A 25112-nucleotide genomic window follows, 5' to 3' on the forward strand; every position below is an offset into this window, starting at 1 on the left:
ATTTTCTCATCCAAATCCATAAACGGTTGCGATGCATCCAAGACCAGCAATGCAATATCTGCCGTTTCGAGCATCTCTTCGGTTCGCATCAGAGCGTATTTCTCGATTCCGAGAATTTTTCCCCGTTTACGAATCCCTGCCGTATCGATAAAGGTGATCTGCTTATCTTGATATTCCACTGTCTCATCGATCGGATCGATCGTCGTCCCCGCAACCGAGCTGACCACAGAGCGATCTTCTCCAAGCAATGCGTTGAGGAGTGAGCTTTTACCGACGTTGACACGACCGATAATCGCGACTTTCATCTGATTAACATCACCCGCTTCGTACTCTTTGACGATCCCGCGATAAGCCTCTTCGAGCGCTTCGATCGACGTTTCCTCTTCTTCATCATCCGCTTCAGGAATAAAGAAACCGTCGTCTTCATCCTCATCATCGAATTCTTCATCATCCGCTGATGCTCTCATAGCGGCATCAAAACCGTCCATCTCATCTTCAGCCTCAATAACATCGCTTTCTGTTTTGACGATGGATGATTCGGGAAGCTCAGATGCGATCCAGTTCAAAAGCGGTAAGAGGGAACGGTTATGGGCAACCGAAATTCCGAAAATTCGCTCTGTTCCGAACTCGTAATACTCCCACAATTTTTCCTGCATCTTGTCATTGTCGATTTTGTTGACGACCAATGCAATCGCTTTTCCCATCGATTCAAGCTCGTAAAAAAGCTTTTTATCATCCTCTTCAGGGAGACTTTTTCCATCCACCATAAAGAGGATAATATCGGCTTCATGTGCCGCTTTGAGCGATTTTTCTTTGATACGGTCATAGAGTTCGCACCCCTCATCCAGACCTCCCGTATCGAGGATCTCTACCTCTTTGTCCACCACTACGGCAACACGTTTTTTGACATCGCGCGTCGTACCTGCCTGTTCAGAGGTGATCGCATCACGTTGTTTTAGCAAACGGTTAAAGAGAGAACTTTTGCCGACATTCGGACGGCCGATAATAGCTAGCTTTTTCATAGTAGCCTTTTTTAAAAATTAATCCTTTATTATAGCGTAGGTGCCCTTATGCTATGATTTTAGTATGATAACGTATAACTATGAACACTTTAAAAACGATCTTCAGCCCCTGAGTACGCAATGCGAAGCGTTCCAACCCGACACCATTTTGGGCGTTGCACGCGGCGGAGTCACCTTGGCTCATGCCCTCTCCATGAGCTTGGAGGTACGCAATCTCCAAAGTATCCGAGTAGAGAGCTACGACGGCGATAGCCGCAGAGAGAGTGTCAGTGTTTTAGGAAAATGTGATTTGACTCAATCCAAGCGGGTGCTTGTGGTTGACGATATTGTTGACAGCGGACATACGCTAGCGGCTCTTATGCCGATTTTATCTTCTGAGTATCCGAATTGCGATTTTAAAATTGCTACCCTCTTTACCAAACCTACCGCCTTACTTCAACCCGACTTTTGCTTACATGAAGCTCATGAATGGATTGAGTTCTTTTGGGAAAGAGATTTTTTAAAAGCGGGTTCGCTATAATCCGCACAACCACAAACCATTAACCCCTCTCCCAAGGATTTTTATGCCTAAAGAATACATTTTTACTTCCGAATCGGTCACCGAGGGGCATCCCGATAAAATGGCCGATCAGATCAGCGATGCGATTTTGGACTACATCATCGAACATGATCCTGCGGCACGTGTAGCGTGTGAAACCCTTGTTTCCAACGGATTTTGCGTTATTGCGGGGGAACTCAAAACGACCACCTACGCTCCGATGCAGGAGATCGCCCGCCAAGTCGTTCGCGAAATCGGATACACCGATGCGACGTACGGTTTTGATTATCGCTCATGCGCCGTCCTCAACGGGATCGGCGAACAATCCCCCGATATTAACCAAGGGGTTGACCAAGCAAGCGGCGAAATCGGTGCGGGAGATCAGGGATTGATGTTCGGGTACGCGTGCCGTGAAACCGACGTTTTGATGCCTTTGCCGATCTACCTCTCTCACCGCCTTGCGGAGCGTTTGGCAAAGGTGCGCAAAGAGGGGATCATCCCCTACCTCCGTCCCGATGGTAAAACGCAGGTGAGCGTCCGTTATGTGGATGACAAACCCGTATCGGTCGAAACCGTCGTTATCTCGACTCAGCACGCTCCGGAAATTTCTCAGGAAAAACTCCACGCCGATGTGATCGAAGAGGTCATCAAAGCCGTTATCCCCGCCGAACTCATGTCTCCTAACATCATCTACCACATCAATCCGACCGGTAAATTCGTCATCGGCGGACCGCAAGGGGATGCGGGGCTGACCGGACGCAAAATCATCGTCGACACCTACGGCGGGGCTTGTCCTCACGGCGGCGGTGCGTTCAGCGGAAAAGATCCCACCAAAGTGGATCGTTCAGCCGCCTATGCCGCCCGATATGTCGCCAAAAACCTTGTCGCTTCGGGCGCATGTGAGAGAGCAACGATCCAAGTTTCCTACGCGATCGGGGTCGTTAAGCCTATCTCTATCATGGTGAATGCCCACGGCACCGCCGTCGTCCCCGAAGAGAAGTTGGAGAGCTGTGTCAAAGAGCTTTTTAACCTCACCCCAAAAGGGATAATCGAGTCACTTGACTTATTACGCCCTATTTATCGCAAAACAGCGGCATACGGTCATTTCGGTCGAGAATTGAGCGAATTTACATGGGAAAAAACCGATAAAGTGGACGCGATTAAACAGTATCTAGGTCTTTAGTAACACTCCCCAATGCAATCTTCATTCCCTGCCTAATTTTTTAGGTGGGTTTAAAATTCTTCTGTTATAGTTACCCCTTATTTATATTAACCAAGGAGAACCCTATGGCAGTAGTCATTAATGATACCTGTATTAATTGCGGCGCTTGCATCGACGAGTGTCCGGTAGAAGCGATCGTTGACGAGGACGATAACCCAACAGGTGAAGAAACCTATTATGTTTACGGTGACAAATGTGTCGAATGTGTAGGTCACCACGATGAGCCTGCATGTGCTACAGCGTGCCCTACTGAGGGTTGTATCACTTGGGATGAAATCGGTGCAAGTCCTGCACACCGCGATGATGTTACCGCTGAAATGCGTTCATCACACGCAAACGTCGTTAACTAATTTAGACGACTGATTTCCAAAGGGTTTTCCCCTTTGGTTACGTTCATTTCCCTCTTCTTTCACTCTTTCTTCATCTTTAATCTTTCTTAAATTATTGTTTCGCTATAATCCCGCTCTATTTTATACACAGAAAACAGGAGCATTGATGGAACAAACGTTGTCAATCATCAAGCCAGACGCCGTTGCAAAAGGTGTTATCGGTAAAATTTTGGATCGTTTCGAAAGTAACGGCCTTAAAATCGCGGCTATGAAAAAAGTTCAACTCTCACGTCAAGACGCTGAAGCGTTTTACGCAGTACATGCTGCACGCCCTTTCTTCAACGATCTCGTTGATTTCATGGTAAGCGGTCCGGTTGTTATCACCGTTCTTGAGGGTGAAAACGCTATCCTTAAAAACCGTGATTTGATGGGTGCAACAAACCCTAAAGAAGCGGCAGCGGGAACTATCCGTGCTGATTTCGCTGAAAACATCGATGCTAATGCGGTTCACGGAAGTGACTCAGCTGAAAATGCTGCGATCGAAATCGCATTTTTCTTTTCAGGGCGCGAAATTTCGTAATTGCCATGAAGATAGCATTTAAAAAATTGGGCTCACAACCGCTTCATTTTGAGGAAAATAGTGACAATGCCGTTTTTTCGGGTGATTTAATCCTGAAAAAAAGCAATCTTGCCCAATTAAACGGTACAATTACAGGGAGTATTTCGATTCCTTGCGATATTTGTGCCGAAGAGGTAGAAAAATCTTTGAATGAAGAGATTACCTTTTACCTCAGTGATGGAATATATGAGGGGAGCGACGAAGAGTTAGACGTCGTTGAAATCGACCAATCAATGATTGATATGGAAGATCTCCTCAAATCGGAAATCGAACTGATCAAAAGCGACTATTTTTGTTGCAAAAACTGCGAAGGAACCTCGTTAGATCGAGAGTTCTAAAACCAAATAGAAAGGACTATAAACGATGGCAGTACCTAAAAGAAGAGTGAGTCATTCTCGCGCTGCAAAACGCAGAACTCACTATAAAATTTCTCTTGCACGTCCGGTTAAAGACAAAGACGGCACGTACAAATTGTCTCACTATGTCAACCCGACAACCGGTGAGTATAAATAATCGATGATTAGAATTGCAATTGATGCAATGGGCGGGGACTTCGGTCCCGAACCGATTGTTAAAGGGACACTTGAAGCGCTGAAAGAAGCAAAGTTTCAACCAATTCTAGTTGGTAAAAAAGATGAGATTTTATCTTTATTACCCAAGGGCTATAAAGATAAGATTTTAATTGTCGAAGCGGACGATGTCATCGATATGGGAGACGCCGCTACCGACGCGCTCAAACGTCAGGAAAGCTCTATTTACAAAGCGATAGAGCTGGTACGTAACGGTGAAGCTGACGGGGTTGTCAGTGCAGGACACAGCGGTGCAACAATGACCTTGGCAACATTGCGTCTCGGTCGCCTCAAAAATGTATTACGCCCAGCTCTCGTTACCTCGATGCCGACCAAAAGCGGTAAACGCAGTATTTTGATGGATGCGGGTGCGAATGTCGACTGTAAAGCCGAACACCTCTTCCAATTCGGGATCATGGGATACTACTACGCTCAGGATATGTACAAACTGAGCGAACCGAGAGTCGGTTTGCTCGCCAACGGTGAAGAGGATTCCAAAGGGAACGAAGTCACCAAAGAGACCTTCAAATTGCTCGAAGGGCAAAAAGGGTTTATCGGTAACGTCGAGGGGAACAATATCTTCGACGGAAGCTGTGATGTCATCGTATGTGACGGTTTTATCGGAAACCTCGTTCTCAAAGCCTCTGAGGGAGTAGCTTCTACCATCAGCTACTTCATCAAAGAGTATATCCGTAAATCACCGGTTGCGATTACCGGTGCCCTTTTGATGCGCAAAGTATTCAAACTGCTTAAAAAGCAAATCGATTACGCCGAAATCGGAGGAGCCCCTCTGGTCGGTATCAAAGGGTGTGCTATTGTCAGTCACGGCAAAAGTAACCCAAAAGCGATCAAAAATGCTATTTTTCAAGCCATTCGCTACGTTAATACCGGCGTAAACGAACACATTGAAAAGCGCCTCGAAGAGCTAAAAAAATAATCGTCGATCCCTTATAAAGGTTAATTATGTACGCTGCGTTTCGTTCCATTGGAGCCTATGTTCCCGCTAAAATCCTTACCAATGCTGAGCTCGAAGTGATGGTCGATACCAGCGATGAGTGGATCACTAAACGAACCGGCATCAAAGAGCGTCACATTGCGGCGGAAAATGAAACCACCAGCGATATGGGAGTCAAAGCAGCTGAACTCGCCATAGAGCGCTCGGGACTCGACAAAAGCCAAATCGATATGATCGTATGCGCCACTATCTCTCCCGATTATTTTTGCATGCCCTCCACCGCTACCATCATCGCTACCAAACTCGGTCTTGAAAAAGTCACCGCATTTGATCTCTCAGCCGCGTGTACCGGATTTGTGTATGCCCTCTCTATCGCAAAAGCATTCGTTGAGTCAGGGATGAAGAAAAACGTCCTCATCGTCGGAGCCGAGCGCTTGAGTGCTATCACCGATTACAGTGATCGCGGAACCTGTATCCTCTTCGGTGACGGTGCAGGAGCGGCCATAATCAGCGCAACCGAGAACAAAAGCGAAGCGATCATCGACATCCATACCGGATCAGACGGCGCATACGCCGATTTATTGATGACCCCGAACGGCGGAAGCGGTTCTGTCCATGATGCACTTGATCGTGAAGCGGCGGGATGCTTTATGCAGATGAAAGGGAATGAAACGTTCAAAGTTGCCGTACGTACACTCACCAATGATGTCGTAGAGATCTTAGAACAAAACAATATTGCCTCATCTGCAATCAAACACTTCGTCCCGCATCAAGCCAATTACCGCATCATCAAAGCGGTAGGTGACGCACTTAATCTTGCGGATGAGCAAGTAGTACTCACCGTCGAAAAATACGGCAATACCTCCGGTGCCTCTATCCCGATGGCGATCAACGACATCTACGAAGCAGGACGCTTACAAGAGGGTGATTTAATGCTCCTTGATGCGTTCGGCGGCGGATTAACCTGGGGAAGCGCCTTGGTTCCGTTTGCAGGAAAAGGTATATAACTAAACACTTTTGATACAATAAAAGACTTTTCAAGAAGGTCTTTTATGATGTATTCCAACTCTCTTATTTACATTGAAATCCACGAATCCGAAATCCCCTGGCTCAAAATTTTTACCCATGCACCCCACAAAGAGTTCTCACAATGCAATGCTGAAGAGAAAAAAATGATCTGGGATGCCCTCGATCTTATCGAAAAAGAGATGCTGGTGTATTTTACCCCTGCAAAGATCAATATCGCCTCATTCGGAAATATGTTACCGAGAGTCCATTGGCATATCATGGCACGCTTCGAGAACGATAGCTATTTTCCTGAACCGATGTGGGGGATGAAACAAAGAGAGAGATTTGAGTTAGACTCACCGATGGAGCCGTTTTTAGAGAAGATCAAACGAGAGTTAGACTCTCATTTGAATTAATAACGTGGTTTTGGTTTTTGTCCGCTAAAACTGCGTGAACGCTCACCGCGATCATTTCCGCCGCGTTCACCACCACCGCTTCGCTCACCGCCACGTTCGCCGCCGCCGTTGCGATCGTTATTTCCACGGTATCCGCCTCCGCCGCTGCGGTTACGGTTACGGTTGAATCCGCCGCTGCGTTGTCCACCGCGATCACCGCGATTTGCCAAGTTGCTTAGGATTTTCTCCAAACGCTCTGCAGCGATACCGATATTGTTCGGTCCTTGAACCGTGTTGCGTTCCATCAATACGGAGATCAATTTATAGGCAATTTGTTCTTGGTCGTAATCTTGTTTCAACAAATCAAGTACTTTATGCGCTTCGTCATAAACGTGCTGTTTTTCAATTTCTCGAACCAGACGAGTGACTTGTGCCTCTTTAACATCCAATTTACTCGGAATATACGCGTGTTCCATCGTTGTACCGACTTTAGCGCGGATACGTTGAAGTTCTTTGAACTCCATAGGAGTTACAAGGGTAATCGCAACCCCTTTTTTACCCGCACGTCCTGTACGTCCGATACGGTGAACATAACTCTCAGGGTCAAACGGGATATGGTAGTTGAAAACGTGGGTAACATCATCGATGTGCAATCCGCGCGCCGCAACGTCGGTTGCGATCAATACGTCAACCGCATCGGTTTTAAGCCCTTTGATTACACTCTCACGTTGACGTTGCTCCATATCACCGTGTAACCCTTTTGCCATGTATCCCGCAGCTGAGAGGACATTGGAGAGGCGATCAACCTCTTTTTTGGTACGGCAGAACACAACGGTTTTTTTCGCATCTTCCGAATCCATCAAACGGATGATCGCATCATCACGCTCTGATTCTTCGATAACGTAATATTGTTGCGTAATATCGGTGTTTGTCGTCTCTGATTTGGTGATGGATGCGAAAAACGGATTTACCAAAATACGCTCAGCCAATTGTTTGATCGGAGCCGGCATTGTTGCTGAAAAAAGCAATGTTTGGCGTTCCGTCGGCAAATAGGTGAAGATTTCGTTAATATCGTCCAAAAAGCCCATATCGAGCATCTCATCCGCTTCATCCAAGATAACGGTTGACGGGGTAAACCCTTTGAGCATATTGCGGCTCAACATATCGAGCAATCGTCCCGGAGTAGCGATGATTACTTGTGCTCCGCGCTCGATCAAATCCATTTGACGGTTATATGAGCTTCCGCCGTAGATCGTTACAGTACGGACACCGAGATGTTTACCGTATTTGAAAATTTCATCACTTACTTGATTGGCGAGTTCGCGTGTCGGAGTGATGATGAGGGTTTCAATTCCCCCTTTTAAATGCATTTTGTTCAATGCTGGAAGACCGAATGCCGCTGTTTTACCTGTACCGGTATGGGCTTGTCCTACAACGTCGCGCCCTTCCATAATAACGGGAATAACCATTTGTTGGATTGGACTCGGTGTTTTAAATCCTGCAAAATTGATACTTTGCATAATTTCTTTTCTAAGACCGAAAGATTCGAATGTTACTAAATTTTCGTCTGTGATTGCTTCTTCGATTACGTTCATAATGACCCTTTGTATATACGCCATCGGAAAACCATTTCCGACCAGTTACGCTTGCCCACTCATGGGGGAGAGAAATTTCAGTGAGGATAAGTTGGATTCTCATCCGCGAGGGCACCTTAGAAAAACATGACCCCATGTCTTTAGAAGGTACCCAAAATTCAAATGGAATGATACCTGAATTTTGCATAATTAACCCTGATAACATCAGTATAATAAAAGATAAAGATAACCTTTAGTTTCAAATCGTCTCTATTTTGTCTGATATTTTTAAACTTTTAGAACTATACTTCCAAAATTGTATACTTAAATCAGGAGTCATTATGTTCAATGTTAAAATGGAAAAAGAGTGCGGATGTTTCAAACGAAGCGGCATGGAGAGCGTTAAAACGTTTCAGAATAAAGACGATGCTCTAATAGAAGCAAAAGAGTGGGCAGAAGAGATGAACGAAACATTTTGCCAAAAACACAACTTTTCGATTGTTGAAGAGGGAAATGATCTCATCATCAAAGTAGAGATGAACTAAAGGGGGAATCTCCCCTTTAGAGTTTTAGATTTAGCTTTTTAATCACCATTTTCTTCGACCAAATCGGATCTTTCAACTCCAATAGTTCCCGAATTTCATCATTCACCAATCGATACGAAACGACAATACTAACGCCATCGGCTCCCGATGCCATTGGCAAAGAAAACACTTTTGCTCCCTGTGCCGGTATCGAAATATTTTGTGTTGTTTTCACCGCTAGATGAGGAATCGTCGGTTTCCCCCGCTTGCTGAGATAATGACTTGTTAAAGATAACGCTTCGTTTTTAATCACTTTTCCGCCGCTTGTGTATTGCGCTTCAATAAGTATCTCACGTGAACCGAATCCGCTTGGGAGTGCATGGGGCTGAGGATTACTCAAAACCACTTCCAACATAGCACCGCTTTTTCGGGCATCCACTTTTAGAGCATTTTGCCACATACCTTCCGTATGGGCACCGACAAACCCATGTTCTCTAATCAATCGTTTACGAGCTTTACCATTATCGATAGGTAGTGTTGAAGCTACCCCACCCTTTTGAGGTCCCATATGGCAATCAACACACGCTTTTCCATTGCTTTTAAACTCCGATTGCATGTCAATAAAACGATGACCCTCTTCTGAGGTATCGTTCGCATGACACACGAAACAAAGCTGGTTTGGATTGCTATCCATAAACGGACGCTGTTGTACTTGATGATACGGAGATTTTGCATCCGGGTAAGGTCCGATCATCGTCCCCGACTTCATCCATGTCACCCGATTGATCCCCCGTTTAGAAGCAGGGAGTTCATCGTGAATTTGATCGATATTGTGACACACGACACAGTTGATCCCCTCAGCAATCGTATCGCTCTGAAGCGCTTTGGTCGCGGCGGAATCTTTGTCGAGATTCAATGCGGCTATCGCTTCGTATTCGGCACTGGTAGAGGTAACGGCTATGCGGGGATTATGGCATGTAGCGCATTCGATTTTAATGGTATTGAGCGATTTTCGGTTATCTTTTCGGGCAACGTAATCGATCGTTTTTTGAAAATACTCATCATTGCCGTAGTGGGATTTCGCATGCCATGAGTTTTCCCACTGTTTCACAATATGACTGTGACATGCATTACATTTGCCGGAGTCTTTATACTTATCTCCGACTTGAACCGCAGTTGCGGCAAAAAGATTTAACCCTACAATAGCTAACAGCCATATAAAACGCATTTACTCTCCTTATCGATGATTATTCAACCAAACCATTAACCCTTTTTGTGCATGGAGACGATTCTCTGCCTCTTCGAAAATAACACTCTGAGTTCCATCCAGTACCGCTTCACTCACTTCTACACCGCGATATGCCGGAAGACAATGCAAGAAGATCGCATCATCACTCGCGAGTGCCATCAAGGCTTCATCCACGATGTATCCCTCAAATGCCCGTATACGCTGAGCTTTTTCCTCTTCTTGTCCCATAGAAATCCATGTATCGGTTGTAACGACCGTAGCACCCTCAACGGCAACTTTCGGATCATTGGTAATGGTGATTTTAGCACCGCTCTGCGCCGCAAACGCAAGAGCATCTGCAATGATTGATGGATCACACTCATACCCTTTTGGGGTAGCGACACGGAGTTCAAATCCGAGTTTAGAAGCGAGCATCAGCCACGAGTGGGTCATGTTGTTCCCATCACCCACATACGCCACGATCGGATTTTTATCTTTTCCGCACTCCATCATTGTCATGAAATCGGCCAAAAGCTGAACCGGATGGTAGCTGTCGCTCAAACCATTAATGACGGGAACCTGAGAGTAGCGGGCGAACTCTTCGAGCATTGATTGCTCATAGGTGCGGATCATAACCATGTCACACATCGAAGAGATCACGCGTGCGGTATCTTTGACCGGCTCGCCTCGTCCGAGATGGATGTCACGATTGGAGAGGAACAAGGCGTGACCGCCGAGCTGATACATCCCCACCTCAAAACTGACACGGGTACGGGTCGAACTTTTTTCGAAAATCATTGCCAACGTCTGATTTGCCAAACGGGGAGTAAAAATTTTGGCTTTGATCTCTTTTTTAATCTCTAACCCAAGGTCTAAAATCTCTAAGATCTCTTCTTTGGTATAGTCTTTTAACGTTAAAAAGTGTCTCACGGTGTTCCTTCGATACAAAAAACAATCATATCATAAAAAAAATTCATTAACAATTTCGGTTCAGTTACGCTAATAGTGCGGCTACTTCTTTTGCATGGTAGCTGATAATGATGTCGGCACCGGCACGTTTGAACCCGACCATCGTCTCCATCATCACACGGTTATAATCGATCAACCCTGCGGCTCCGGCGTGTTTGAGCATGGCATATTCGCCGCTAACGTTATACACCGCCAACGGAAGCTGTGAGGCTTCGCGGATATCGCGGATGATGTCAAGGTATGCCAATGCCGGTTTTACCATCAAGATGTCGGCACCCTGAGCTTCATCGACGAGGCTCTCTCGGATCGCTTCACGGCGGTTTGCCGGATCCATTTGATAGGTCGAGCGATCCCCGAAACTCGGAACCGATTCGGCGACATCACGAAACGGTCCGTAATAACCGCTCGCAAATTTCGTCGAATAACTCATGATCGGAAGATTGACATATCCACCCCCATCGAGTGCATCACGAAGCGTCGTAATGATTCCGTCCATCATCCCCGATGGGGCAATCATATCAGCACCTGCGCGTGCATGAACCAATGCCTGCTGTGCCGAGATTCCTAATGTTAGATCATTATCGACCGTCTCATGGACGTGATCGAGAATACCGCAGTGCCCGTGGTCGGTGTATTCGCAAAAACATAGATCTGTTACGACAAACATTTTAGGGAATGCGTGCTTGATAGCGCGAACGGCCGTCGCAATAATCCCGTGATCGCATAGTGCGTCTGAGCCGATCGAATCTTTCACTTCGGGGATACCGAAAAGGATAATCGAGTTAATCCCCAATTTTTGCAATAACTCGCACTCTTTTAAAATCTCATCGAGAGACATTTGAAAGACACCCGGCATCGAGGAGACTTCATTTTTAATCCCCTCCCCCGGTCGGACAAAAAGAGGATAGATAAAATCATTCACACCTACATGGGTTTCGCGAACCAATGAACGCAGTTGAGAATTGAGACGGGTACGGCGAAAACGCTCCATAAAATTGCTCCGAATTAAATAAATTGGCAAAGTTTAGCAAGTGTTAGATTAAGAAAAGAAAATTATAATTGCCTCATGAATACGCAAATCCATTTTGAAAAATCCTCTATTGCCAATATGCCCAGCAAATACGGCAAATTTAAGATCCGTGCTTACAAAGAAGCTCATCAAGAACATCTCGCCATTTTCACTGAAAATTTTGAACAGCAAGAATCTCCGTTGGTACGAATACATTCCGAGTGCCTTACCGGTGATACCTTTGGGAGTATTAAATGTGACTGTAACAATCAGTTACACAAAGCACTTGAGCTCATTGCACTGGAAGGGGGATTGATCATATATCACCGACAAGAGGGACGCAATATCGGTCTTCTTAATAAGATCAATGCCTACTGCCTCCAAGACCAAGGACGCAATACGATCGAAGCCAACGTTGAACTCGGATTTGCCCCTGACCAGCGTACCTACGATGTCGTCGGCGAGATTTTCAAGGATTTTAATCTTACAAAAATCCGTCTTTTGACCAATAACCCTGCCAAAGTACACGTAGTGGAGGGGCTAAACGTCACTATCACCGAGCGTGTCCCCGTCATTATCAATCCGAACCCTCACAACGAGGGGTATTTGAAAGTGAAAAAAGAGCAAATGGGGCATGATCTATGAGCCATTTAGCAAAGCTTCTATCGGCTCACGATCTGCATTTACCGGATGATTTCATCGAAAAAGCAGAACACTACAAAGCTCTTTTGGAAAAATGGAATAAAATACACAATCTTACGGGGGCAAAAACCTCTCAGCAAATCGATGAGTTTATCCTCGATGCGGTTATTCCCGTTAGCTTTCTCCCGCCCATCAAAAAAGCGATGGACATCGGAACGGGTGCCGGATTTCCGGGGATGATTTTGGCACTTGCCCTCCCGCAAACCCATTTTACCCTCGTGGAACCGCTCTCCAAGCGGGCGAGCTTCTTACAATTTGTCAAAGCCGATTTGGGATTGAGCAACGTCGAGGTCAAAGCGCTTCGCGTCGAACAGCTCCCGAGCGAGCCTTATGATTTCATCACGTCACGAGCGGTAACCGATACGCAAATGCTCCTGAAGCTCTCCGAACCGTTTTGCAGAGAAGGGGCTCTTTTGCTCTTTTACAAAGGGGAAAAAGTGTATGATGAAGTCGATAAAACGCTTGATTACCAAGTCATTGAGGCGAAAAATCGCCATTATTTACTCATAAAGAGATGAAACAATGTTCAAACTATTACTGTTTACCGGTCTGTTAGTCGGAGTTTATTATGTTTTCTTCAAAAAGAAAGAGCTCACACCCCCCTCTTCGGACAACTCTCCCGATGAAGCGATGATCCCGTGTGCCCAATGCGGTACCTACGTACAAGTCAAAGAGGCATTCATGCGTGAGGGTAAATACTACTGCTCTCGTGAATGTTTGGAGCACTAAATGCTTTTATTCGGTCATCCCTATGTTCCATCACAGCCGTTTTACCATATCGATTCGATCGAAGCGCTGCGCCGTACTCCGGCCAATTCCGTAGTGACCCTCTATTTTGCCCCTGAAAATCTCGATATTATGGAACATTTGCGAAAAAACGGTATCCGATTTGCTCTGCACGTGGAAAATACAGTCGATGCCGTGATTGGAGAAAATTTAGGAGCATCCTACCTCATCGTTTTATCCAAACATGCTGAAGAGATCCAAAAAGTAGCGGAACACTACCTCTTTGACGCCAAAGTGTTGGGGTACATCGAGGACGTTAAAAATTTAGACGATCTTATCGAAATGCGTATCGACGGAGCGATTTTTTCGGACAGTATTATCAAGATAAATTCTTAATAGACCCATTCACGTTTCAAATCTTTATCCAAACACGCCAAAATCTCATATCCGATTGTCCCCACTGCGCGGGCATAGGCGTTCGCATTACCAAAAATCATCAACTCTTCCGCCTCGCTCGAAAAGCTCGCACTGTCCATCGAGATACGTCCGCGTAGAGCTATCCCATCGGGAGTCACATAGCGGTTCGATGCCAGCCGATCCAACCCGTTTGCATACCCCAAATCATAGGTACTTATCACTTCGTCACACTCAGCTTCATAAATGCCGTTGTAGCCGACACGCTCTCCCGATTTCAAAACACGGGTCGCAATTTTATCTCCCCATAACGACAGGACGCTTTTTAGAGGCGGCTGGAATAGCGTCGTATCCATTTCCAAACATCCATACAGTGCAATCCCTGCCCGCACCATATCATCACTGCACACTGATGAGCGAAACATCCCTGCCGAATTGGAGATATGAAATCGTAATGAGTATCCGTACTTTTTGGCTAGATGGGTAGCTTTATCTTTCAGATTATCGAACGTTTGCCGTTGCCAAAACCACTCACTGCTCAGTGTATCGGCAGCTCTAAAATGGCTCATCATACCGATACAGACTAATCCGTGCGCTGCCATTTTCTCAAACGCTTCCTCGATTTGCTCCGGTGCGATCCCGTTTCGATGCATCCCCGTATCGATTTTCAGCTCAACTCGCGCCCCGATAGGGTAGTGAACTATCTCTTCGAGCGAATTGAGTGCATAACTGAACTTCGGATGAACTTTAGTCGCGATTTGACCTAATATCAGGACATTATCGAAAAAGTTTACAATCTCTTCCGCTTCCCTCTCCAACCGAACTACGGCTTGCTTGACTCCATACTCGGATGCCGCTTCGGCGATCATTACTGCACCGTGACCGTAGGCATTGTCTTTTAAAACCACAGCTATTTTATCTTTTCCACCGACTTGGTGTGCGATAATGTCAAGATTATGAATTAGTGCCTCGCGGCTCAATTTAATAGTTCCCATGGAGGAATTATATTCTAAGGATTGTTAATGCGTTATTTCCCCGCCGAATTTGAACCACAAAGTTTTGTTCAGCTCATCTTCCCCCATCCTCAAAGCGACTGGGTACCCTATCTCGAAGAGGCACGTGCGTGTTTTGTCAATATCGCAACCGCCGTTGCTCGCTACCAACCCTGTCTGATTGTGTGTGATGACGTAAAACTCGTCAAAAGCTACTTCGAGACCCATGAAAACCTCATTTTCATCCCTTATCAAACCAATGACACATGGGCGCGCGATTGCAGTGTTCTGAGCGTCATCGACGAAGAGGAAGGCGAACCGCTGTTGCTCGATTTCACGTTCACCGGATGGGGCGGAAAATTTGACGCATCTCGCGATAACGCGATGAGCGGCTCTATCGCCCACGTCTACGGAGCACCGATGGAGAAAATCAATCTCATCTTAGAAGGAGGAGGGGTAGAGACCAATGCTAACGGTTCACTTCTCACCACCGCCGAGTGTCTCCTCAACCCAAACCGCAATCCCCATTTGGATAAAAAAGGGATGGAAAAAGAGCTCAAAAAACATTTCGGAGTAGAGCAAATTCTCTGGCTAAATCACGGTTATTTAGCAGGAGATGACACCGACAGCCATATCGATACCCTCGCCCGTTTTATCGATACCGATACGATTATGTATGTCAAATGCGACGATAAGAACGACGAGCATTACGAAGCACTCAAAAAGATGGAAGAGGAACTCAAAGCACTTCGCGATGTCGAGGATGAACCGTTTAACCTCATCGCGTTACCGATGTGTAACCCGACTTTTTATGATGATGAGCGCCTCCCAGCGACCTATGCCAACTTTTTGATTATCAATGATGCAGTGTTGCTTCCGATCTATAATGATCCGCATGACGCAGAAGCAATCGCGATCTGCGAGAAAGCATTCCGTGGACGCGATATTATCCCGATCGACTGCTCTGTCCTGATCCGTCAGCACGGTTCGCTTCACTGTGTTACCATGCAGTTTCCAGAAGAGGTCGGATTGCGCTTAGAATAGTGTGACTTAACACTAATGTAACACTTCGTCCCTACAATGTCAGCTTAACACTATTGTAACATTAAGGACGAACTGAATGAAACGTTTAACTCTCCTCTCCATGGCGGCGGTTGCTGCCCTCGCTAGCGAACCTATCACGATCCAAAAAATTACCGTTGAAGCCGATGCAGCTAAATCCGATGTTGTAGCCAATGAACTCTCATCGTCTAAATCCACAAAAATGAGTGGAGATACGGCTGCAATACTTGCCGATATTCCGGGGGTTAGCGTCTATAATACCGGAAGTCGTGCTTCATTGCCCGTTATTCACGGTATGGCTGATGATCGTGTTAAAATCGATATTGACGGCATGACCATCACCTCCGCTTGTCCGAACCACATGAACCCGGCTCTCTCCTACATCGATACAACTAGCATCGAAAAAATCGATGTTATGGCTGGGATCACTCCCGTCAGTGAGGGAGGTGATAGTATCGGTGGAACCATAGCAGTCAAATCTAAAGATCCTCTATTTGCTCAAAAGAGCGGAGAAGCACTCATCAACGGTGAAGTATCTAGCTTTTATCACAGTAACAATCAAGCGCGCGGGGTCTCTGTCTCTGCAACCGCAGCCAATGATAAAATTAGTGTCAACTATTCAGCTTATGCGGAAAAAGCGGACAACTATAAAAATGGAACCGGTGCTATCGTCAAAGATACCCTCTATAAACAAGCCAATCATTCGGCAACTATCGCTTATAAAATTGATACCGATGATGTCGTAGCACTCAAAATAGCTCAAAGCAATGTGGATTACATCGGCTTTCCAAATGAATACATGGATATGCTCGCCAACCAATCGACTTCGGGCAATTTGAGCTACAAAGGGAAAGTGGGAACACTCTTGATCGAAGCAAATGCATTCCGCCAAGATACCGATCACTATATGAATAAACTTCCTTCCGAACGAACTGGAAATATGCCAATGTACACGGAAGCTGAGGAAAGTGGCTTAAACATCAAAGCAACCCTTCCGTACACTCAAACCCAAACATTCAAATTCGGTGCAGATTATGATCGATACCGTCTCAATGATTATTGGCCTTCTCCAAGTGGCACTTACGGCGGTATGGGACCAAATACCTTCTGGAACATTAACGATGGGCAACGTGATCGTATCGGACTTTTTGCCGAAGCTCATTCCCAATGGAGTGAAAAATTCTCATCCGTTATCGGTGTGCGTTATGATAGAGTGAGTATGAATACGGGAGATGTTGTAGGTTATAACAACAATACGGGTGCAGCCGGAATGTGGAACGATAAAATTGATGCAGATGCATTCAATCTTCTCGATCATAAAAAGACCGATAACAATTATGATCTCACGGCGATGACCAAATACGAATACAGCAATGCAACCGACCTAGAGTTGGGTATTGCACACAAAACGCGATCACCGAATATGTATGAACGTTTTGCTTGGGCGGGAGGATATGGCAGTAATCCTCTAGCCAGCGGGCCGATTGCTATGGATATGGCAATGATTAACTGGTTTGGTGATGGCAACGGCTACGTTGGAAATATCAATTTGAAACCGGAAGTTGCCAATACCATCAGCACTACCATCTCACTTCATGACGGTGCTGAAAAAGAGTGGGGAGTCAAGCTCACTCCATATTATACAAAAGTAAAAGATTACATTGATGTTAATGTCATTGGTACAGCAACAGCGGGTGGCTATACTGGTATTAGACTTTTAAAATTTGTTAATACAGATGCGCATCTCTTCGGTGCTGATCTATCAGGATACACAACACTATGGGATAATAGTGACAATGGCAAAGGGACGATCAAAGGGACACTCAGCTATACCCGCGGTTTCCGTGATAACGGCGGATCACTTTATCATATGATGCCGCTTCATGCCAAAGTATCGTTGGATCGTGTTTCCGGCGCATGGAATAACGGTATTGATATTGAAACCGTCGATGATAAAGAATCCGTTGATACTTTACGAAAAGAGCCGTTAACTCCGGGATACGCACTAGTCGATTTACGTACCGGCTATGCGTGGTCAAAACAGTTCAATATGGATTTCTCAATCACAAACCTTTTCGACAAATCCTATGCTCTTCCATTAGGCGGAATAGATGTTGTGAACTACTCAAAAACAAGTTACACCCCTCTTCAAGGTATGGGACGTTCGTTTAACGCGGCGCTCACTTACAAATTCTAATCCCATGCCCTTCGGGGCATCAATGTTTCGTCAACTCTTCATTCTCCAAAAACCATCCGAAGCCGAACATCAAACCCGGTGTTTTGGCTTTGCTCTCATCCATTACAAACGCTTTAGCGTCACACACAGGAATCTCGATCACTTCGATCATCTCATCCTCCACACCGCCGCCGTTATTCACCCGCATTGACTCATTCACACAAGCATAATAAAGTGTTTGCCGCGATCCGGCAAATCCCACCGCCGTATAAAACGACGTTACCCTCTCGATCTGCTCCAGCGGCACATAGTATCCGCACTCCTCCAAAATCTCTTCATGCGCTATCTCAAGGAGCGATTTATCTTTATCGACGATTCCGGCACACAGCTCATACGTATATCCATCACTGTTTCTCAGATAGACAGGGGGACGAAACTGTCGAACGACGATTAGGCTCTCATGCTCAACATGGTACAAAAGGATCGCCACGCTATCGTGAACCTCTACCATATCCCATATTTTTATCTTACCGGACTGGAGATACTCAATCCGTTTCGGTTTCACAAAATCGGACGTTTCACACGGGATAATTTTGACATCTCGGATCATAGCGGTTCTTTAAAAAGGTTTTGGTTTAAACGTCTCACTATCGACATAATACGTTTCATGAAAGTCCAAATACGGTTTCCGAGGACGCTTCTCTTTAAGTACTTTTCGAAATTTTGCATCCATTTTATCCCGTATCGCGAGAAACGCTTTGCGCTCTTTTCCGCTAAATCCTTCTGTCGTCTTTTTCATAACACTCATAGGATTGATCGCTGTACTCCCCGAATACATACCGAAATGGAGATGCGGACCTGAGGATAGTCCTGAGTTTCCGACATATCCGATCACCTCACCTTGTTTCACTACTGATCCGCCATGGACACCGCTTCGGAAACTTTTTTGATGGGCATAAAGACTTGTTAATCCGTTGGAGTGCCGTATTTTTATCGTTTTTCCGTAGCCTCTGGAATATCCGACAAAACTTATGCGTCCATCCCCTGTCGAGAGGATCGGTGTCCCGGGGCGTGCTCCGAAATCAACCCCTAAATGTGCACGATAACGGTGTAGTACGGGGTGGTAGCGGCTCTTTGAAAAAACAGAGGTAATCCGAGGATTGCGAATAGGAAGTTTAAATAAAAATTTCTCATACTGAGCCCCTTTTTCATCATAAAAACGACCATCACTATGGCGGTATACCGTCACTTTTTTTCCGTTTATTTCGACCATTGCACCATGAACTTCAGGCATCGAGAACGGTTTTCCGAGACGATACTTTTGGGTATAGACGATGACGATCGGGTCTCCTGCTTTAAAACCTTTACGGAAATCAACTTTTCCTTTAAACATTTTGACAAAAATAGAAGCTAAGTTTTTAGACCCCGTCATTTTTAGAATATCATCATACGGAAGTGTTTGAATCGGCACATAAAGGGTTTCAGTATATTCTTGACTTACAATCGGAATAACTTTTATTTCATACCGACGTTTGGGAGTGAGATAAATTTGAAGCTGAAGTTCATCATTGACGGGAATCAAGATTTGGCGGATAAATTTTTTATCATCCACTTCCATTTGACAATTAGCGGTGTAGGGAATATCTTCGGTAAGCTTTTGATCCTCTTTGTCCAGTCGGTAATAAAGAGACAAAGGGAGTTTTTTCCGCTCTAAAAAGGTAAGAAAACTTTCACCGTCATTCCATTTAAACGGTTTAACAGTGCCGCCAAAAAGGAGAAGGGGCAATAACACTAATGCAAAAAAACGGCCCATTCTCATCCTTGATCAAAATACACTTTTAACGCGAAAAAAAAATAAATGATAGCAAAAATTCCATTTACAAAGAGGTGTTTGGCTATAATCACCCCTACTTACTCTACCAAAAGGTTACCATGATGCGCATCTGGCTTATTACCCTTATCGCTTGTAGCGTCTTGAACGCTTCCTCCATCACTGCCCCGCTTCTTGAAGTCGATGGGGCTCGTGCGACGATCATCGCAGAGAACTTGAGGGAAGGGATGAGCGGGTTTATCGTTCGACAATTCGATGCTGACCATAGTACTATTATCGCCAATGCACGCGTCGAACAAGCAAATTCTACGAATAACCGTGCTATTTTAGCAATCAGCGAATACACGGGTCTGCACCAAGACGCTCTCCCAAGTGGTATCTGGACCCCTAAGCCATCCGATATTGCTGTCTTGGCGTATGATTACAAACGCGCCCTTTTAATCGCACCGAATGATGATACCTATGATGCTATCGCTAAAAGCATCAGCGGTGTAGAATGGATCCATCCCGACAACTATGCCGCTTTTCTCTCTAATGAAGGGCATCAAACCCCTTTAGTCGATGATTTTAAAAGTTACTGTACCGCCAATTCAGTAGGACTTCTTTATGTTCAAAGTGCAAATCAACTCTTTACCCTCGACTGCAAAAGCTTCACCCTCCTCCAAAGTACCCCTTTTGCAAAAGTAGCCGAAAAAGAACAAACCCCTTTCTATACCCGTGTCCCGACAATTCGTGGCGCATGGTGGGGCGAGGGAAGCTCAAGTCTTAAAAGCTATGAGCCTTATTATCTCGACATCATCAGTTTAAATAATCCAAAAAACAAAGTAAAGGAATAACGATGCTATCCCCAGATGCCATCGACTTTTTTACCCGTCTGATCGGTAAAGAAAATGTTTACAGCGACAAAGCCCACCTAATAGCCTATAGCTACGATGCAACACGCGAACGGTTCGAACCCGATGCCGTCCTCTTCCCCCGTAGTGAACAAGATGTGAGTGATATTTTGCGCTACTGCAATGAACACCGTATTGTTATCGTCCCACGTGGAGCTGGCAGCGGATTTACGGGGGGTGCGCTTCCCGCAAACGGCGGAATTGTCCTCGCATTTGAAAAACACATGAATAAGATTTTAGAGATCGATATGCAAAACATGGTTGCCATCGTCCAGCCGGGAGTTGTGAATATGGAGTTGCAGCGTGCCGTTGAAGAAGTGGGTCTTTTCTATCCACCCGATCCGGCATCCCAAGAATACTCTACCATCGGCGGAAATGTGAACGAAAACGCCGGCGGTATGCGCGCCGCCAAATACGGGATTACTAAAGACTACGTTATGGCAATCCGTGCAGTTCTCCCCAACGGTGACATCATCAAAGCGGGTAAACGGACGATCAAAGACGTTGCAGGCTATAACATTGCAGGAATCCTGATCGCATCAGAGGGGACATTGGCGGTAACCACCGAAGTGACTCTCAAACTTCTCTCGAAACCGAAAATGACTAAAACAGCGATGGGAATTTTCCCGACTGTCCAAACGGCGATGGAGGCAGTCTATAAAACGATGGCGAGCGGTGTAACCCCTGTTGCGATGGAATTTTTAGACAACCTCACAATCCGCTCCGTAGAACAAGTCTACAAAAAAGGGCTTCCGATCGAAGCGGGAGCAATTCTCGTCACCGATGTGGACGGCAATCTTGAAGAAGACCTCGATTTTCAACTTTCCCTCATCCAAAAAGTGTTTCAAGAAAACGGATGCAGCGAATTTAAAATAGCGAAAGATAAACAAGAAGCAAGCGATTTGTGGTTTGCCCGTCGCAATGCGAGCCAATCACTCTCTGTCTACGGTTCTAAAAAAATCAACGAAGATGTCACTGTTCCCCGCTCGGCGCTACCGGAACTCCTCGAAAAATTTGATGCTATTGCCAAAAAATACAACATCAATATCCCTTGCTTCGGACATACGGGGGACGGGAACGTCCATACCAACGTTATGGTGGACGGCAAAGACCCGGAACAGGTAAAAATCGGTTACGAAGCGATCCACGAAGTATTCCAAGCGACTATCGATCTCGGCGGAACCCTCAGCGGTGAACACGGTATCGGTTTAGCCAAAGCACCCTATATGTCAATGGCTTTCACCCCTGAAGAGATGGCACTGTTCCAATCGATCAAACGGGCCTTTGATCCGAACAATATCCTCAACCCTTCCAAAATGGGGCTTGCGTAAGTGGTCAATTTGAAAGCAACGCTCCGCCATATTCGCCTTTTTTTCCTGATGCTCTTTGATCGGGACATCACGGTGTATGCATCAAGTCTCAGCTTTTATACCATCTTTACGGTGGTGCCGCTGCTCATTATCTCTCTGAGTTTGATAGCCAATGTCCCCGTGTTCAACGAACAATACGCCAAAATTCAGATTTTTATCTTTGAAAACATGATGCCAGGGCAGACAGAAGCCATTGCAGGGTATCTCGAATCATTTTTTCGCAATTCGGTACAGCTTGGAGTGATCGGTTTTACGACAATGATTGTCTCAAGCCTCCTCTTTTTTCAGAACTTTGAACATATTGTCGGCAAAATTTTCAAAACCTCTAAGCGTCGTATATGGGATGCCATCACCACCTATTGGACGCTGATCAGCCTCACCCCTATCGCTCTTATCGCTTCGATGAGTCTCAAAGCCTATTTAGAAACCCATATCAGCGGTTTTGCGTTACATACGCTCTCAATTTTTCCGTTTTTATTATTGTGGGGCATCTTCTTTTTGATTTACAAAATAGCGGTCAATGCCGACGTCTCCCCCAAAGCGGCCGCTATCAGTTCCTTTATCGTGGCACTTGTATGGGGAATCGCCAAAAACAGTTTTATCCAATACGTTTTTTACAACAAAACCTACGCAACCATGTACGGATCGTTTTCGGCACTTATCTTTTTCTTTTTGTGGATTTACGTCTCGTGGATTATCGTCATCTACGGTATGAAACTATGCTATCTGATAAACCGCGCTGCCCAGCGTAACGACACCCAACACTCCTAATGCCAAAAATGCGCTCTTCCAGCGCATTGCACCAAGTGCCAGTACAATACTGAGAATTCCCACCCACATCGGAAGCATCACTACTCGCAACTCTCCGAGCTCAAACATCCGTATCAGCATCGAATCAAATAGATCAGCCCATGGGGTCAGATGCAGTACCAAAACACTCGGATAATAGAGATTAAAAATGAGATTTATAGGGATGGAACCCAAATGCGCCCAGCTGAATACTCCGAATATAGCGAGAGAGATTGGGAGCAAAACCAAATAACACCACACATTGAGTGCCAAAAATATCTGCCAAGCCTTCCAATGCTCATAATAGCGGATGAAAATAAAGATCGATAAAACTCCGAAAGACGAAAACCAAAATGAGAGGGAGAAGAAAAGCCTCGGGAAAAAAGCGAGCAGTACTCCAACCGCTATCAGCAGTGTTTGAAGTGAGACGATCTTTATCCCCCGATCATAGAGCCAATACCCGACCATAATCATTCCGAATGAACGTACCATCGCCGGATTGAACTCTAAAATGGCAAGATAGGAAAAAAGCAATATCGCTACGATCCAAAATAGATCCCTATTACCGTGACGATAGGGGAAATAGCGGTTTTGAACCCACCGATACGGTCTTCTTAAAAAAAAGTAGGCGATCAAGCTCAAAATCCCGAAGTGATACCCGCTGATCGAGAGAACGGCACTCAGCCCCATCGCCCCCACTAGGGATTGAAATTCTTGTGACATCGGCGTCGCGACGAACAGTGCCCCATAGAGCTCCCGCATCCGCTGATCGATATGGTGTGAAGCGATAACCTGATACCATTGCTCTTTGAGACTCAATGTCGGGTAGACTTCCGTAATCAAACCGCGTGCACGAAACCCTTTGAGATAATCCAAAAAACTCACTTTGGCAACTTGAAGTTCTATCAAAACGTCCCGTCCCCGTAAATCGCGCAAATACGGAGACATGGCGCATCGCACACTCGCACCGCTCTGTAAACGGAGCTTCATCGATGTTTTTGGGGTACCACCGATAAGCCGCACCTCTTGGTCGATTACCGAAGCTCGAATCAGAGGGTCATCAAACGTTTTGAGTTTGGTAAATTGATAGTACTCATAAGAGAGGGAAAGGGAAGCGATAAAGAGGAGAAAAAGAAAAAAGAGTGCCCCGCTTTTGAGATCAAAAAGCTCAACACGCTCTAATTTAGACATTAGATAATCGGCATCGAAACATTTCCAACACTCTCATCATCCAAATTCATTGTCGCACTCTTCATATCGATACTTTCATATACGATCTGAGCCGCACCGAATGTCGGACGATCGACGAAACGGGTGAATTTTTTCTGGAACATCAGCTTCACATGACCCGTCGGGCCGTTACGCTGTTTGCCGATGATGATTTCCGCTTCCTCTTCCTCTTTTTCGACGTATTTGGAGATAAACTCTTTCCCCGCACTTATCGCCTCTTTTTCCCGCTCTTTCTCCTCTTTGTAGAGGTAAACGTCATTACGGTAGACGAAGAGGATAATGTCGGCATCTTGCTCGATCGATCCCGATTCACGGATGTCGCTGAGCATCGGACGTTTATCGGCGCGCGATTCAAGACCACGGTTGAGCTGAGAGAGGGCGATGATCGGTATCCCCAGCTCACGGGCAAGCATTTTCAGCCCCCGCGAAATTTCACTCACCTCTAAGTGACGATCTTTTCCCCCCGTCCCGTTCATGATTTGAAGGTAGTCGATAACAGCCACTTCGATCTCAGGGTGACGGCTTTTGAGCTTGCGCAGTTTGGATCTGAGCTGATGGATATTGATCGAGCCGTGGTCATCTACGAACAGCTTGGAGCGGCGCATCTTATCCACCGCATCGTTTAGCTGTTTATACTCCTGAGGATTCATGTCCCCCACACGGAGCCGCTGAAGCTGGATCGAGGTTTGTACGCTTAGTAATCTCAGCATCAGCTGTTCCGCCGGCATCTCCAGTGAAAAGAAAGCAACACCGCTCCCTTTATCGAGGAGATTTTGAACCATATTGAGGGCAAACGACGTTTTCCCCATTGCCGGACGGGCAGCAATAATGACAAGATCCCCTTTTCCGTATCCGGTGGTCATCTTGTTCAGTTCCGCATATCCGGTGTCGACGCCGACGAGCACCGAATCACCGCGTGCTTTCATCTCTTCGATGTATGCCAGCGTCTCATCGGCGATGGAAGGG

Annotated in this window: 29 protein-coding genes; 19 read left to right on the forward strand and 10 right to left on the reverse strand. The window is 45.8% G+C overall.

The genetic code is table 11. From position 1 onward, the window contains the following. A partial coding sequence (gene der, locus VFW36_RS10845; RefSeq protein WP_329658832.1) for a ribosome biogenesis GTPase Der occupies positions 1-1022 on the reverse strand: 1022 nt, incomplete at its 3' end. Between the two features lie 64 nt (positions 1023-1086). Between der and VFW36_RS10850 the strand changes: the two genes are divergently transcribed. The 9 genes from VFW36_RS10850 (at position 1087) to VFW36_RS10890 (ending at position 6678) form a co-directional block, all read left to right on the forward strand. After that, entirely contained in the window at positions 1087-1542 is a 456-nt protein-coding gene (locus VFW36_RS10850) for a phosphoribosyltransferase domain-containing protein (RefSeq protein WP_329658833.1), read from the forward strand. Between the two features lie 43 nt (positions 1543-1585). After that, positions 1586-2743: a methionine adenosyltransferase gene (metK, locus tag VFW36_RS10855; protein ID WP_329658834.1), complete on the forward strand. Its 1158-nt coding sequence runs from the start codon at positions 1586-1588 to the stop codon at positions 2741-2743. 104 nt (positions 2744-2847) lie between these two features. Beyond that, positions 2848-3132 carry a 4Fe-4S dicluster domain-containing protein gene (locus VFW36_RS10860; protein ID WP_329658835.1) on the forward strand — a complete coding sequence of 95 codons (285 nt, stop codon included), beginning with the start codon at positions 2848-2850 and terminating at the stop codon, positions 3130-3132. A gap of 145 nt (positions 3133-3277) precedes the next feature. Continuing rightward, the gene (ndk, locus tag VFW36_RS10865) at positions 3278-3691 is read left to right on the forward strand and encodes a nucleoside-diphosphate kinase (RefSeq protein ID WP_310438972.1); all 414 of its coding nucleotides are present in this window, start codon (positions 3278-3280) and stop codon (positions 3689-3691) included. A 5-nt stretch (positions 3692-3696) separates the two neighbouring features. Beyond that, a complete protein-coding gene (locus VFW36_RS10870; protein WP_329658836.1) occupies positions 3697-4068 on the forward strand; it encodes a YceD family protein in 372 nt (123 codons plus the stop codon). 25 nt (positions 4069-4093) lie between these two features. Next, a complete protein-coding gene (rpmF, locus tag VFW36_RS10875; RefSeq protein WP_013461018.1) occupies positions 4094-4243 on the forward strand; it encodes a 50S ribosomal protein L32 in 150 nt (49 codons plus the stop codon). Positions 4244-4246: 3 nt separating this feature from the next. Then, positions 4247-5236 (forward strand): phosphate acyltransferase PlsX, encoded by a 990-nt coding sequence (plsX, locus tag VFW36_RS10880; protein ID WP_329658837.1) that lies wholly within the window; start codon positions 4247-4249, stop codon positions 5234-5236. Positions 5237-5259: 23 nt separating this feature from the next. Continuing rightward, on the forward strand, positions 5260-6261 hold the full coding sequence (locus tag VFW36_RS10885; RefSeq protein ID WP_329658858.1) for a beta-ketoacyl-ACP synthase III: 1002 nt from the start codon (positions 5260-5262) through the stop codon (positions 6259-6261). A 45-nt stretch (positions 6262-6306) separates the two neighbouring features. Further along, positions 6307-6678 (forward strand): HIT domain-containing protein, encoded by a 372-nt coding sequence (locus VFW36_RS10890; protein WP_329658838.1) that lies wholly within the window; start codon positions 6307-6309, stop codon positions 6676-6678. Here VFW36_RS10890 and VFW36_RS10895 read toward each other — a convergent pair. After that, entirely contained in the window at positions 6675-8252 is a 1578-nt protein-coding gene (locus VFW36_RS10895) for a DEAD/DEAH box helicase (protein ID WP_329658839.1), read from the reverse strand. The genes VFW36_RS10890 and VFW36_RS10895 overlap by 4 nt on opposite strands. Positions 8253-8572: 320 nt before the next feature. Between VFW36_RS10895 and VFW36_RS10900 the strand changes: the two genes are divergently transcribed. Next, positions 8573-8776, forward strand: a complete 204-nt coding sequence (locus tag VFW36_RS10900; protein WP_329658840.1) for a hypothetical protein — start codon at positions 8573-8575, stop codon at positions 8774-8776. Positions 8777-8792: 16 nt separating this feature from the next. On the opposite strand, the gene VFW36_RS10905 is transcribed toward VFW36_RS10900, so the two are convergent. From VFW36_RS10905 to hemB, 3 genes are all read right to left on the reverse strand, one after another. Next, the gene (locus VFW36_RS10905) at positions 8793-9983 is read right to left on the reverse strand and encodes a multiheme c-type cytochrome (protein WP_329658841.1); all 1191 of its coding nucleotides are present in this window, start codon (positions 9981-9983) and stop codon (positions 8793-8795) included. A gap of 9 nt (positions 9984-9992) precedes the next feature. Beyond that, positions 9993-10913, reverse strand: coding sequence for an ornithine carbamoyltransferase (gene argF, locus VFW36_RS10910; RefSeq protein WP_329658842.1), 921 nt, complete (start codon positions 10911-10913; stop codon positions 9993-9995). A gap of 64 nt (positions 10914-10977) precedes the next feature. Then, positions 10978-11943: a porphobilinogen synthase gene (gene hemB, locus VFW36_RS10915; RefSeq protein ID WP_329658843.1), complete on the reverse strand. Its 966-nt coding sequence runs from the start codon at positions 11941-11943 to the stop codon at positions 10978-10980. A 75-nt stretch (positions 11944-12018) separates the two neighbouring features. Between hemB and ribA the strand changes: the two genes are divergently transcribed. From ribA to VFW36_RS10935, 4 genes are read left to right on the forward strand one after another with little or no spacing between them, the layout of a single operon-like run. Further along, positions 12019-12606 carry a GTP cyclohydrolase II gene (ribA, locus tag VFW36_RS10920; protein ID WP_329658844.1) on the forward strand — a complete coding sequence of 196 codons (588 nt, stop codon included), beginning with the start codon at positions 12019-12021 and terminating at the stop codon, positions 12604-12606. Further along, on the forward strand, positions 12603-13181 hold the full coding sequence (rsmG, locus tag VFW36_RS10925; RefSeq protein ID WP_329658845.1) for a 16S rRNA (guanine(527)-N(7))-methyltransferase RsmG: 579 nt from the start codon (positions 12603-12605) through the stop codon (positions 13179-13181). The genes ribA and rsmG overlap by 4 nt, the downstream gene beginning before the upstream one ends. A 4-nt stretch (positions 13182-13185) precedes the next feature. After that, complete coding sequence (locus tag VFW36_RS10930; protein ID WP_329658846.1) at positions 13186-13392, forward strand: PP0621 family protein; 207 nt, start codon at positions 13186-13188, stop codon at positions 13390-13392. Next, on the forward strand, positions 13393-13785 hold the full coding sequence (locus VFW36_RS10935; protein WP_329658847.1) for a hypothetical protein: 393 nt from the start codon (positions 13393-13395) through the stop codon (positions 13783-13785). Here VFW36_RS10935 and VFW36_RS10940 read toward each other — a convergent pair. After that, on the reverse strand, positions 13782-14798 hold the full coding sequence (locus VFW36_RS10940) for an alanine racemase (protein WP_329658848.1): 1017 nt from the start codon (positions 14796-14798) through the stop codon (positions 13782-13784). The two genes, VFW36_RS10935 and VFW36_RS10940, sit on opposite strands and share 4 nt — an antisense overlap. A gap of 27 nt (positions 14799-14825) precedes the next feature. On the opposite strand from VFW36_RS10940, the gene VFW36_RS10945 reads away from it, so the two are divergent. Together VFW36_RS10945 and VFW36_RS10950 are read left to right on the forward strand one after the other, a co-directional pair. After that, positions 14826-15839 carry an agmatine deiminase family protein gene (locus VFW36_RS10945; RefSeq protein ID WP_329658849.1) on the forward strand — a complete coding sequence of 338 codons (1014 nt, stop codon included), beginning with the start codon at positions 14826-14828 and terminating at the stop codon, positions 15837-15839. Between the two features lie 76 nt (positions 15840-15915). Continuing rightward, positions 15916-18054, forward strand: a complete 2139-nt coding sequence (locus VFW36_RS10950) for a TonB-dependent receptor (protein ID WP_329658850.1) — start codon at positions 15916-15918, stop codon at positions 18052-18054. A 19-nt stretch (positions 18055-18073) separates the two neighbouring features. Here the strand turns inward: VFW36_RS10950 and VFW36_RS10955 are convergent, their stop codons facing one another. After that, positions 18074-18643 carry an NUDIX hydrolase gene (locus VFW36_RS10955; protein WP_329658851.1) on the reverse strand — a complete coding sequence of 190 codons (570 nt, stop codon included), beginning with the start codon at positions 18641-18643 and terminating at the stop codon, positions 18074-18076. Between the two features lie 9 nt (positions 18644-18652). Continuing rightward, complete coding sequence (locus VFW36_RS10960) at positions 18653-19846, reverse strand: peptidoglycan DD-metalloendopeptidase family protein (RefSeq protein WP_329658852.1); 1194 nt, start codon at positions 19844-19846, stop codon at positions 18653-18655. A 122-nt stretch (positions 19847-19968) separates the two neighbouring features. Here VFW36_RS10960 and VFW36_RS10965 point away from each other — a divergent pair, with 122 nt between their 5' ends. The 3 genes from VFW36_RS10965 to VFW36_RS10975 are packed head-to-tail and all read left to right on the forward strand — an operon-like array spanning position 19969 to position 22898. Further along, positions 19969-20700 (forward strand): plasminogen-binding N-terminal domain-containing protein, encoded by a 732-nt coding sequence (locus VFW36_RS10965; RefSeq protein WP_329658853.1) that lies wholly within the window; start codon positions 19969-19971, stop codon positions 20698-20700. A 2-nt stretch (positions 20701-20702) separates the two neighbouring features. Next, on the forward strand, positions 20703-22088 hold the full coding sequence (locus tag VFW36_RS10970; protein WP_329658854.1) for an FAD-linked oxidase C-terminal domain-containing protein: 1386 nt from the start codon (positions 20703-20705) through the stop codon (positions 22086-22088). Then, the gene (locus VFW36_RS10975) at positions 22089-22898 is read left to right on the forward strand and encodes a YihY family inner membrane protein (protein ID WP_329658855.1); all 810 of its coding nucleotides are present in this window, start codon (positions 22089-22091) and stop codon (positions 22896-22898) included. Here VFW36_RS10975 and VFW36_RS10980 read toward each other — a convergent pair. Together VFW36_RS10980 and VFW36_RS10985 are read right to left on the reverse strand one after the other, a co-directional pair. Further along, a complete protein-coding gene (locus VFW36_RS10980) occupies positions 22845-24107 on the reverse strand; it encodes a ComEC/Rec2 family competence protein (RefSeq protein WP_329658856.1) in 1263 nt (420 codons plus the stop codon). The genes VFW36_RS10975 and VFW36_RS10980 overlap by 54 nt on opposite strands. Continuing rightward, positions 24107-25112 (reverse strand): DnaB-like helicase C-terminal domain-containing protein (locus tag VFW36_RS10985; RefSeq protein WP_329658857.1); only part of this gene is annotated, 1006 nt, incomplete at its 5' end. The genes VFW36_RS10980 and VFW36_RS10985, both read right to left, overlap by 1 nt.

Source organism: Sulfuricurvum sp. (genome assembly GCF_036279695.1).
Lineage (GTDB): Bacteria > Campylobacterota > Campylobacteria > Campylobacterales > Sulfurimonadaceae > Sulfuricurvum.

Coding starts and splice junctions, on each gene's coding strand:
- VFW36_RS10850 (WP_329658833.1), top strand. CDS start 1,087: ATGATAACGTATAACTATGAACACTTTAAAAACGATCTTCAGCCCCTG.
- metK (WP_329658834.1), top strand. CDS start 1,586: ATGCCTAAAGAATACATTTTTACTTCCGAATCGGTCACCGAGGGGCAT.
- VFW36_RS10860 (WP_329658835.1), top strand. CDS start 2,848: ATGGCAGTAGTCATTAATGATACCTGTATTAATTGCGGCGCTTGCATC.
- ndk (WP_310438972.1), top strand. CDS start 3,278: ATGGAACAAACGTTGTCAATCATCAAGCCAGACGCCGTTGCAAAAGGT.
- VFW36_RS10870 (WP_329658836.1), top strand. CDS start 3,697: ATGAAGATAGCATTTAAAAAATTGGGCTCACAACCGCTTCATTTTGAG.
- rpmF (WP_013461018.1), top strand. CDS start 4,094: ATGGCAGTACCTAAAAGAAGAGTGAGTCATTCTCGCGCTGCAAAACGC.
- plsX (WP_329658837.1), top strand. CDS start 4,247: ATGATTAGAATTGCAATTGATGCAATGGGCGGGGACTTCGGTCCCGAA.
- VFW36_RS10890 (WP_329658838.1), top strand. CDS start 6,307: ATGATGTATTCCAACTCTCTTATTTACATTGAAATCCACGAATCCGAA.
- VFW36_RS10895 (WP_329658839.1), bottom strand. CDS start 8,252: ATGAACGTAATCGAAGAAGCAATCACAGACGAAAATTTAGTAACATTC.
- VFW36_RS10900 (WP_329658840.1), top strand. CDS start 8,573: ATGTTCAATGTTAAAATGGAAAAAGAGTGCGGATGTTTCAAACGAAGC.
- VFW36_RS10905 (WP_329658841.1), bottom strand. CDS start 9,983: ATGCGTTTTATATGGCTGTTAGCTATTGTAGGGTTAAATCTTTTTGCC.
- hemB (WP_329658843.1), bottom strand. CDS start 11,943: ATGGAGCGTTTTCGCCGTACCCGTCTCAATTCTCAACTGCGTTCATTG.
- ribA (WP_329658844.1), top strand. CDS start 12,019: ATGAATACGCAAATCCATTTTGAAAAATCCTCTATTGCCAATATGCCC.
- rsmG (WP_329658845.1), top strand. CDS start 12,603: ATGAGCCATTTAGCAAAGCTTCTATCGGCTCACGATCTGCATTTACCG.
- VFW36_RS10930 (WP_329658846.1), top strand. CDS start 13,186: ATGTTCAAACTATTACTGTTTACCGGTCTGTTAGTCGGAGTTTATTAT.
- VFW36_RS10935 (WP_329658847.1), top strand. CDS start 13,393: ATGCTTTTATTCGGTCATCCCTATGTTCCATCACAGCCGTTTTACCAT.
- VFW36_RS10940 (WP_329658848.1), bottom strand. CDS start 14,798: ATGGGAACTATTAAATTGAGCCGCGAGGCACTAATTCATAATCTTGAC.
- VFW36_RS10945 (WP_329658849.1), top strand. CDS start 14,826: ATGCGTTATTTCCCCGCCGAATTTGAACCACAAAGTTTTGTTCAGCTC.
- VFW36_RS10950 (WP_329658850.1), top strand. CDS start 15,916: ATGAAACGTTTAACTCTCCTCTCCATGGCGGCGGTTGCTGCCCTCGCT.
- VFW36_RS10955 (WP_329658851.1), bottom strand. CDS start 18,643: ATGATCCGAGATGTCAAAATTATCCCGTGTGAAACGTCCGATTTTGTG.
- VFW36_RS10960 (WP_329658852.1), bottom strand. CDS start 19,846: ATGGGCCGTTTTTTTGCATTAGTGTTATTGCCCCTTCTCCTTTTTGGC.
- VFW36_RS10965 (WP_329658853.1), top strand. CDS start 19,969: ATGCGCATCTGGCTTATTACCCTTATCGCTTGTAGCGTCTTGAACGCT.
- VFW36_RS10970 (WP_329658854.1), top strand. CDS start 20,703: ATGCTATCCCCAGATGCCATCGACTTTTTTACCCGTCTGATCGGTAAA.
- VFW36_RS10980 (WP_329658856.1), bottom strand. CDS start 24,107: ATGTCTAAATTAGAGCGTGTTGAGCTTTTTGATCTCAAAAGCGGGGCA.